This window comes from Pectobacterium brasiliense, assembly GCF_013449685.1.
Lineage (GTDB): Bacteria > Pseudomonadota > Gammaproteobacteria > Enterobacterales > Enterobacteriaceae > Pectobacterium > Pectobacterium brasiliense_A.
This window is the reverse complement of sequence record NZ_JACDSF010000142.1, coordinates 422-722: the sequence shown is the minus strand read 5'-3', so window position 1 is coordinate 722 and position 301 is coordinate 422. Positions and strand designations below refer to the sequence as shown.

Genomic DNA, 301 nt, shown 5'->3' with positions numbered 1-301 from the left:
TTTTTGACAGGTTTATGACTTAATAAGAAATAATATCTGACCCTAAATAAAAATCGCATTCATCATCTCTGTATCGATGCCTGATACGGGTTTCGGTATTGAATCATCCATAAAAAGCGCCCAACATTCAGCCCTCAAAGGAATGTTTTACTGTCAAAGGAGAATGACAATGCCGGGTGCTGCCCGTCTTAATGATATCGGAAGTGGTCATGACTGCTTCCCTGAAACACCAATAATTGAAGGCAGTTCTGATGTCATTATTAATGGTCAGCCTGCTGCCCGACAGGGTGATGCTGTTCTG

General features: G+C 41.9%; 1 protein-coding gene. It reads left to right on the top strand.

All coding sequences use genetic code 11. The annotated features are described in order from the left end of the window. Window positions 1-169: 169 nt before the first annotated feature. Window positions 170-301: PAAR domain-containing protein (locus H0248_RS21720; RefSeq protein WP_180787453.1), on the top strand; the 132-nt coding region annotated here is incomplete at its 3' end.